This window comes from Armatimonas sp. (assembly GCF_043760365.1).
Classification (GTDB): Bacteria; Armatimonadota; Armatimonadia; order Armatimonadales; family Armatimonadaceae; genus Armatimonas.
Genome location: NZ_JAYUPA010000943.1, coordinates 1 through 8,102, shown reverse-complemented (window position 1 = coordinate 8,102; position 8,102 = coordinate 1). Strand labels below are relative to the sequence as shown.

8 protein-coding genes are annotated in these 8,102 nt (G+C 59.1%); 4 read left to right on the top strand and 4 right to left on the bottom strand.

Features of this window, described 5'->3' with window-relative positions; all coding sequences use genetic code 11:
- Positions 1-72 precede the first annotated feature (72 nt).
- Together aroF and hisC are read right to left on the bottom strand one after the other, a co-directional pair.
- Positions 73-915, bottom strand: coding sequence for a 3-deoxy-7-phosphoheptulonate synthase (gene aroF, locus ACH2EH_RS23830; protein ID WP_395145723.1), 843 nt, complete (start codon positions 913-915; stop codon positions 73-75).
- Positions 903-2,009, bottom strand: a complete 1,107-nt coding sequence (gene hisC / locus ACH2EH_RS23825; protein WP_395145721.1) for a histidinol-phosphate transaminase — start codon at positions 2,007-2,009, stop codon at positions 903-905. The genes aroF and hisC overlap by 13 nt, the downstream gene beginning before the upstream one ends.
- Before the next feature lie 60 nt (positions 2,010-2,069).
- Between hisC and ACH2EH_RS23820 the strand changes: the two genes are divergently transcribed.
- The 4 genes from ACH2EH_RS23820 to ACH2EH_RS23805 are packed head-to-tail and all read left to right on the top strand — an operon-like array spanning position 2,070 to position 5,636.
- Positions 2,070-3,548 (top strand): LCP family protein, encoded by a 1,479-nt coding sequence (locus tag ACH2EH_RS23820; RefSeq protein ID WP_395145719.1) that lies wholly within the window; start codon positions 2,070-2,072, stop codon positions 3,546-3,548.
- Positions 3,499-4,596 carry a DUF3866 family protein gene (locus ACH2EH_RS23815; RefSeq protein ID WP_395145718.1) on the top strand — a complete coding sequence of 366 codons (1,098 nt, stop codon included), beginning with the start codon at positions 3,499-3,501 and terminating at the stop codon, positions 4,594-4,596. The genes ACH2EH_RS23820 and ACH2EH_RS23815 overlap by 50 nt, the downstream gene beginning before the upstream one ends.
- Before the next feature lie 7 nt (positions 4,597-4,603).
- Positions 4,604-5,086 carry a hypothetical protein gene (locus ACH2EH_RS23810; protein ID WP_395145716.1) on the top strand — a complete coding sequence of 161 codons (483 nt, stop codon included), beginning with the start codon at positions 4,604-4,606 and terminating at the stop codon, positions 5,084-5,086.
- A gap of 1 nt (position 5,087) precedes the next feature.
- Positions 5,088-5,636, top strand: coding sequence for an NUDIX hydrolase (locus ACH2EH_RS23805; protein WP_395145714.1), 549 nt, complete (start codon positions 5,088-5,090; stop codon positions 5,634-5,636).
- Here ACH2EH_RS23805 and ACH2EH_RS23800 read toward each other — a convergent pair.
- Entirely contained in the window at positions 5,624-7,357 is a 1,734-nt protein-coding gene (locus tag ACH2EH_RS23800) for a hypothetical protein (RefSeq protein WP_395145712.1), read from the bottom strand. The genes ACH2EH_RS23805 and ACH2EH_RS23800 overlap by 13 nt on opposite strands.
- 11 nt (positions 7,358-7,368) lie before the next feature.
- On the bottom strand, positions 7,369-8,102 hold a 734-nt coding region (locus ACH2EH_RS23795), incomplete at its 5' end, for a sugar transferase (RefSeq protein WP_395145710.1).

The window sequence follows — 8,102 nt, the reverse complement described above, 5'->3', positions numbered from 1 at the left end:
TGGCGATTGTCAGGCCGATCACCGTGAAGAGAGCGCAGACGGTAACAGCGACGACGAGTCCGAGGAGGCGCTTCATGCGATGCCTCTTTTTAATGCGTCTGCAACGGGATGCAGCTCCACCATTAAAGCCGCGAAGCCGTCGGGGGTAACTTGCTGAGGGCCGTCTTTGAGAGCGCTCTCGGGGTGGGGATGCACTTCGATGAGGAGGCCGTCCGCTCCCACGGCGACCGCACCCCGGCAAAGAGCGGCGACGAGTGCGGAGCGGCCCGTGCCCTGCGACGGGTCCACGATCACGGGCAGGTGCGTGAGAGTTTTGAGGGCAGGGACGGCGGCTAGGTCGAGAGTGTTACGGGTGTAGGTTTCAAACGTCCGAATGCCGCGCTCACAGAGAATCACGTTCGGGTTGCCTTCCAGCAGGATATACTCAGCTGCCTGAAGCCACTCCAGCAGGCTCGCCGACATCCCACGCTTCAGGCAGACAGCGGTTTGGGTGCGCCCGACTTCGCGCAAGAGATCGTAGTTTTGCATGTTGCGGGTACCGATCTGGAGAATATCCGCGTGGCGGCAGACCGTCTCGACCAGGCGCGGATCCATGACTTCCGTGATGATTGGCAGGCCCGTCTCGGCCTTGGCTTCTGCCAGAATCTCCAGCGCTTCGATTCCCAGCCCGCGAAAGCCGTAGGGCGACGTGCTGGGCTTGTAGGCACCACCGCGTAGCACCGTGGCACCCAGGGCTTTGACGGCGCGTGCCGTGGTGAGGGTCTGTTCACGACTCTCGACGCTGCACGGCCCCGCCATCACAACGACCGGGCAGCCCTCGCCAATGGCGACGTTGCCAACGGTAACAATTGTGGGAGTGGGCTTTGCACTGCGTGCTGCGAGTTGGTAGGCTAGCCCCTTGTTTATGTCAGGCACGATGTCAGCGCCTCTAGGAATCGTGTGTTCTGCTCCGGGGTTCCGATCGTGACACGCAGATGTGTTGGTAGATCTTTGGGAAAGGCACGGACGATAATTCCCTGCTTGAGGAGTGCATCAAACATCTCTTTGGCGGGCCTGCCGGTATCAACCACAATAAAGTTGGCGCGTGTCGGCACCCAGCTCAGGCCCAGCTTCTCAAAGCCCGCGATGAGCTGTGCAATGCCATCGTCGTTGTTTTTCTTGGTGCGCGCAATAAACTCCGTGTCGTTGAGTGCCGCCGCCGCTGCCACCTGTCCCGCAAGATTGACATTGAAGGGGGAGCGGGCCTGGTTGATCAGACGGATCACTTCAGGCGCGGCCACGCCGTAGCCCACACGGAACCCTGCAAGGCCATAGAGCTTGGAGAATGTCCGCAGGCAGATCACCGGCAAGCCCGCCTTGACCCCGTCTAGGGCGCGTGGCACCTTGGGGTCGTCTTCGACATACTCGGCGTAGGCTTCATCCAGAACCAGGAACGCACGGGGGGGCAGGGCCGCAATAAGTGTCTCGACATCCGCCTTAGAGATCACCGAGCCAGTGGGATTATGCGGGTTGGCGACAAAGACCAGGCGGGTTTTCTCGGTGCAAGCGGCAGCCATCGCGGTGGCATCGTGGCGCATATCCCCTGCGGTGAGAGGGACTTTCACGGTTTTCGCGCCCGCCAGAGTGGCGGCCGTTTCGTAGAGCACAAAAGTGGGGTCGCCGACCACAATCTCATCGCCGGGCTCTAAAAATGTCAGCCCGAGCAGGTGGATAATCTCATCGCTGCCGTTGCCAAAGATCAGGGAGTCCGGGGAGAGGCCAAACTTCTCGGTGACAACCTCGCGTAGCGCATGACACGCACCATCGGGATAGAGTGCCAGAGTGGGGAGCGCGGCCTGGAGCGCGGCGATTCCCAGCGGGGAGGGACCCAGCGGATTTTCATTTGAGGCCAGCTTAATGATCTCCCCGACAATGCCCAGCTCCCGCTTGACATCGGCGATAGGCTTCCCGGGCTGGTAGGGGATAAGGTCTGAGATGCGATCCGAGACTGCGAGGCGTTCACTATTCACAGGAGAAGTTTACCCTATGACCCTGAGCACCGGAACGATTTAGGGATATAATAAAGTATAGTGAACGGACGAAGTAAAGTGAACGGAAAAATAACTCCCCCCACAACCCGCCGTGGCAGTGCTCCCGCTGCGTCGCCACGCCGCCCGGGCCGTCGCCGCAAGAGAGCCAACCCTCTCCGAAAGCTGATTGGCTTTGGTGCCCTTGCGGCTGTGATTGGCGGCGGTATCTGGGCAGGGAAGATCTTCTCCAAGATCGCTCCAGGAATTGGTCTGGGGGGAGTGGTCACGCTGATAGATCACCCCGAAAAGTTCTTTCCAAATAAAGACCAGATTACGGTCTTGTTGATTGGCAAGGACTATGAGTACGATAAGAACTACCAGCGCTACACGGGCAAGTCTAGCCGCGCTGACTCGATCATGCTCCTGACACTGGATCTCAAGAAAAAGCATGTCTCCGCTCTCTCGATCCCGCGCGACACCCGAATCCGAGTGGCGGGGAAGACGGGCAAGATCAACGCGACAATTCGTGAGGATACGTATCCGGGGATCGCGGGGCCTGGGCTTCTGTGTGACGCCGTGGAAGAGATAACGGGCGTCCGGCCCGATTTTTATATTGCTATAAAGCCGGATGCTGTTGGTAACCTTGTGGAAGAGCTTCGTGGGGTTGAAGTTGAGACGATTGATGCTTTCGAGTATCACGATAATAAAGCGGGACTTCATGTCAAACTCCCTAAAGGTACTGTTCAGATCGCCAGCGCAAACGATGCTGTTGGGTACTGTCGCTATCGTGAGGTGGATATCTACCAGCGTAATCCCGATGGTTCTCCCATCGCTACTGGGCGGACAACGTTTCGGCTGAAGCCTCGTTCAGAGATTGCGGAGCTGAATCGCTGCCTGGAAAATGGGGATACCCGCCGGATGGCGCGTCAGCAAAATATGATTCGTGCTATGATTGCCTCGGGGAAGCGGCAGCTTTTTCGGGTGGATAAGATCATTGACACGACGCTAAAGCAGTTCGACACGGATCTGAAGCGCGACCAGCTCCTCGCGATCGCGTCTCTCTATCGCGCCACGCAACCCGATCAGGTGGCATCTGCGACCCTTGCGGGAGAGTTTGAGAAGAAGAAACCCTTCTTCTTTATCCCGGATCGGCGCAAGACGGAGGCACTGGTGCAGTGGTTGGTCTATGGCGATGAGCAGGCAGCCAATCGGGTGACGACGGTGGCGGTGCAGAATGCGACCGCGATCTCGGGGGCCGCGCGGCGTGCGGCGGAGCTTTTGCGGGATCAGGGGAACTTTGACGCGGACTATGTGAAAGAGGCGTCGAAGCAAACCGAGACCAAGACAATGATCTGGTTTACGAAGGCTACGAACAAGCCGCGTGCGGAGCGTGTTTCTAAGCTGCTCGGCGGCGGGACAATTCAAAAAGACATGTCCCCGGACATGACCGGTGCTCTCAAAGAGGCTAAGCCCGATATCAACGTCGTTCTTGGCTCCGACCTTGCGGCGCATCTGGGCGACCAGTCCGCGCTGCGCTAAGATGCCCCGTCTGGATTGTTTGGTTGCCACCATAACCTCCATTGAGCGCGTCACTGTTGTTGCACTCTGGGGGCGAGCACAGGTTATAGGGGAGCAGGCAGAGCGCAAGATTGTCGCTTACCCCACACTGACTGGCCCACTGAGCGTGGGCGACGACGTACAGCTCAATGTGACCGCGACTAACCTTTCGCTGGGAACCGGTGGGGTGGATTTTGTGATGGGACGGGCTTCTTCCTGCCCCCTGGCCCCCGTCGGGTACCCTCGGGGTGGGGGGAATCACAAGCAAGTGGAGCATATCATCAAGCTTCGCTACACACCACTTCAGCACGCGGTGGCTGTGGCTGAGCAGAGCGCGGCGTGGGACGATACTGTGGTAGCGCTAGAGGGCGTGCGCGTCGTGGCCTGCTTGCTGCACAGCCAGGTCGCACTGGTAGCGGCGGCGGCGAAGGCGGCGAGCCCAGAGGTGCGTATTGCCTACGTGATGACCGACTCGGCTGCGCTTCCCCTGGGATTCTCCAAGCTGGTTGGGCAGCTTCGTGCGGTGGGGCTACTGGATAGTACTCTCACCTGTGGGCAGGCGTTTGGTGCGGAGCGCGAGTGTGTGACCTTGCCATCGGCTCTCATCGCGGCGCAGACGCTCGAAAAAGCGACCCTGATCATTGTTGCACCCGGGCCAGGGAATGCGGGCACAGGGACACGCTACGGCTTCTCGGGGATTGAGCAGGCGTGGGCGCTTCATGTTGTTGCGGCTCTGGGCGGGAGGGCAATCTGTTGCCTACGTGCCTCCGAGGCGGATCCGCGTGCGCGGCATCGTGGTGTCTCACACCATAGCCGCACGGTTCTGGAACTCTGTGGTGCACGTCCCCTTGCGGGTTGGCCTCAGGGAACACCACTGCCAGATAACATTGCCGCTGAGCTCGTCCTGACCGACCCTGAGCCTGGGCTGCTCTTGTTAGAAAAAAATAAAATTCGCGTCACGAGCATGGGACGAACTGCCGAGCAAGATCCGCTGTTCTTCCGTGTGAGTGCTGCATCAGGGTGTGTGTGATACACTTATGAGGATGCTCTTTACCCCCGACGATTCTGAGTTCGCTGCTTTCGAGACCCGCTTTCGCTGGTTTGAGCACGTCTTGCTCGCTGCCTGGAACGAGATCCAGGCCGATGAGGAAGTTCCTGGGCCGCTCCACTGGCTCACGCTCTTGCCCGAGGGAACGGATCTGGATATTGAGGATGTCGAGTGCAGCCTAGCCTACCAAGCGGACTCGGGCTACTGTGCGACGGTCTGGGATGCGAGTGGCGTGGAAGATGATCTGCCGTGGGCTGTCTTTCTTGTGGATGACTTTGGGGCGCGTCTCCTGCCCGAGTACAGCCTTTTTGAGGGGGAAGAGGAGCTTCCCAGTACGGCGCTCGAAGCTATTTTGGCACGGGCAGAGCGGGAACTTCCCGACTTGCTCCTCTCAGGGACATTAGACCGCACCGGCGAGCCGCTGAGCATTCCCGAGTGGCTGGTAAAACCGATTTTTATCGAGGAAACGTAAAATGATGAACCTGACTGAGACTGTCACCGAGAGCGAGCGCCTCTACGAGGGGCGTGTGGTGAGCCTGCGTGTAGACAGCATCGTGCTGCCCAACGGGAAACCCGGTAAGCGTGAAGTCGTCGAGCACGGTGGGGCAATCGCTGTGGTGGCGCTAGATGCTGCGGGCAATGTCTTGCTGGTACGGCAGTTCCGTCTGCCGACAGGGGGGACGCTCTTAGAAGTGCCTGCGGGGGGGATTGAGGCGGGCGAAGACCCTGCGCTTGCGGCGGGGCGTGAGCTCGCCGAGGAAATCGGGTTCACCCCTGGAAAGCTTACCGCTCTCTACGAAGCCTATGTGGCACCCGGCTACTGCACCGAGAAGATCTGGGGGTATCTGGCGGAGGAGCTAGTGGCGGCACCAGGAGCCCATACGGATCACGATGAGTTTGTCGAGACCGTTGCTCTCTCGCTCGAGGATGCTCTGGCGGCGATCACGGATGGGCGTATTCAGGATCTGAAATCAGTGGCTTGTTTGACCATGGCGGCGCGTCTTCTGGCTCAGCGTGGCTGAGACTTGACATAGTCTAGGTCCCAGAAGAAAGCCGAAAAATCGTTGCCAAACTGGGGCTCCTTGATGGGGGTCACCTGGAATTTCCGGATCGCTGGGAGTAGCTCCGCCGGGTACGAAATGCGGTCACGCAGCGCGTTGCTCTCGGTGGTCGGCAGCAGCTCGGAGAGGGAGAAGAGCCCGATCACGCGTCGGTAGGTCTCGGCCCAGGGCTGGATCGCCGCATTCTCGGGCCGATCCCAGCGGATTGAGGGCGTGACACCAAAGCCGACAATCTCCTTGTGAAGCAGCTGTTCCAGCTCCAGAAAATCCGTTGCACTGGTAGGGAGAAGTGTCACGGGGACATTGGCGTAGTAGGCCATCGTCAGTGCATCATCTGCCGCCAGGACACCGTCGCCCTGGGTCTGGATCTGCTCCAAGTACTGCCCACTGGCTCCCAGAAAACTATAGAGGCGTGGGGGAGCGGGGGCGGCACGCAGCGCGAGGAGCTGAGCGATTCCGGAGAGGCAGCACCCAAACGTCCAGAGAAGTAAGACCCCACGGCTATGGAGACGAGGCAGGCGCCGGGCATGCACGACGGTCTCCAGAAAACCTGCGCCCAGCACGGCGACTGCGGGCGCATAGAGCAAGAGCACTTCGGCACACTCCTCTGCGGGAAAGAAAAGACTCAAGGCGGCGAGATGAAGGGGAAGTGCCAGCAAGAGCAAGCGACGGAGCGTATTGAGCCGGTCGTCCGTAAATCGGATCAGGCTTGAGGTGAGAAAGAGAAGCAGTGCAAGCCCCAGTGTGGCCACGGAGCGAGGAATTAGCTCGGTGAGGGTATGCCCCGTTCTTGCTGCCACTTCCACATGACCACCACGCGACAGATAGCTGGTGAGGGTGGCGGGGAGAGAAGTGGCATGGTAGAGCGTGGTTCCTGGATAGCTCTCCGTTTGCATGGTGAGCTCGATCCCTCGGCTATGAAACAGAGGGTTGTGCGCAAATTTGTAGGCGCGAAGAAGCTGTGGTGCGGCCACGATACTGGCTGCAATGCCAAAGGCCAGTACCGCTCTCACATCTCTGCGGGTGACACGAACGATATGCCAAAAAAGTAAGGGGAGCAGCAGAAGGGCAGAGTAGATCGTCAGGAACAATAGCCCCCAGAGCACACCTGCGATAATTGCCAGAGAGAGAGGGGCACGCTTGCTGGACATACGAACATCCAGGGGCACTAGGGTGGCATACAGAAGTGCACCCAGCAGAGCGAGCAGGAGTCCTGGGCCCGGCAGGACGGTGGCAAGGATTGCGCCCCCACTCCAGACAAATAGGAGGGCTGCACGGCGGCCATCGCGCTGTGGGAACCAGCGGCGGGCGAGCCAGAGGGTTACCAGGCTACTGACCAGCAGCAGAAGGATTCCCAGTAAGGTCGCCGCACGCTGGCCTTGCCCCCCCCGTGTCTCTTTCAAGGCTTTCATGCTCACAGCCACTAGCCCCGTGTAGAGAATCCCATGGCGCATGTCCGGCAGGGCACCGTCTCCGTAGGCACTCAATCGGCTCGCATCCAAAGGACGTAGAAAAGGGGTTCCCAGCCGATTATTTGCTGCCGTGTAGCGTGAGACCAGCACCTGTTCCATTGCTGCGGGGGGCAACGCTATGGGAGCCTTGAGTCGTGGGAGCAGAAGCAGGCAAGGAACTGCCAGCAACAGGAGAGTGAGTGCGTTGCGAACGAGCCGATTCAGAGTCATCGGAGATAGCCTTAGTACGCGCCCTGCCGCTTGAGGACACTCACCACGGTTCTCATCAGAATCTCAATATCCAGGGCGAGGGAGCGATTGTCAATGTAGTACATATCGAGCTTGACGCGCTCATTATAGGAAACATTTTGTCGTCCACTGACTTGCCATAGCCCCGTCAGGCCGGGTTTAACCGAAAGAAGCTTGCTGGAATACTCGCCGTACATGGCCAGCTCGGGCGGCGAGATCATTCGTGGCCCCACCAGTGTCATCTGTCCTCGAAGGACGTTGAAAAGCTGAGGAAACTCATCCAGGCTGGCACGGCGAAGCTTATGGCCCACTTTCGTGACACGGGGATCGTCGCGCAGCTTAAAGTCTTTCTGGAACTCCGCCATAAGCTCTGGGTGCATTTCCAGCAAAAAATCTGCATTCACGACCATGGTACGAAACTTAAAGGCATCAAAGCTATTGGGCACCCCTCCCTGATAGTCTTGATGGGCGAGGACACGCCGTCGGTGGAGGATCGGTCCAGGCGAGGAAAGACGCACGAGTAGCGCAAGAAGGGCGAAGACCGGAAACAAAAGAATCAGGCCAAAAAGGGAGCCGATAATATCAATGAGGCGCTTAGTCGTGAAATAGAGCATGTGGCGGCTGGTTCGCGAGGCGGTGGGAGCCGTCACGGGGACAGGGGGGGTGTAGACCTGGGTTTCCATTCTGATATGATCTCGTTCTTGTTTGTACACAGGGTTTACCACGC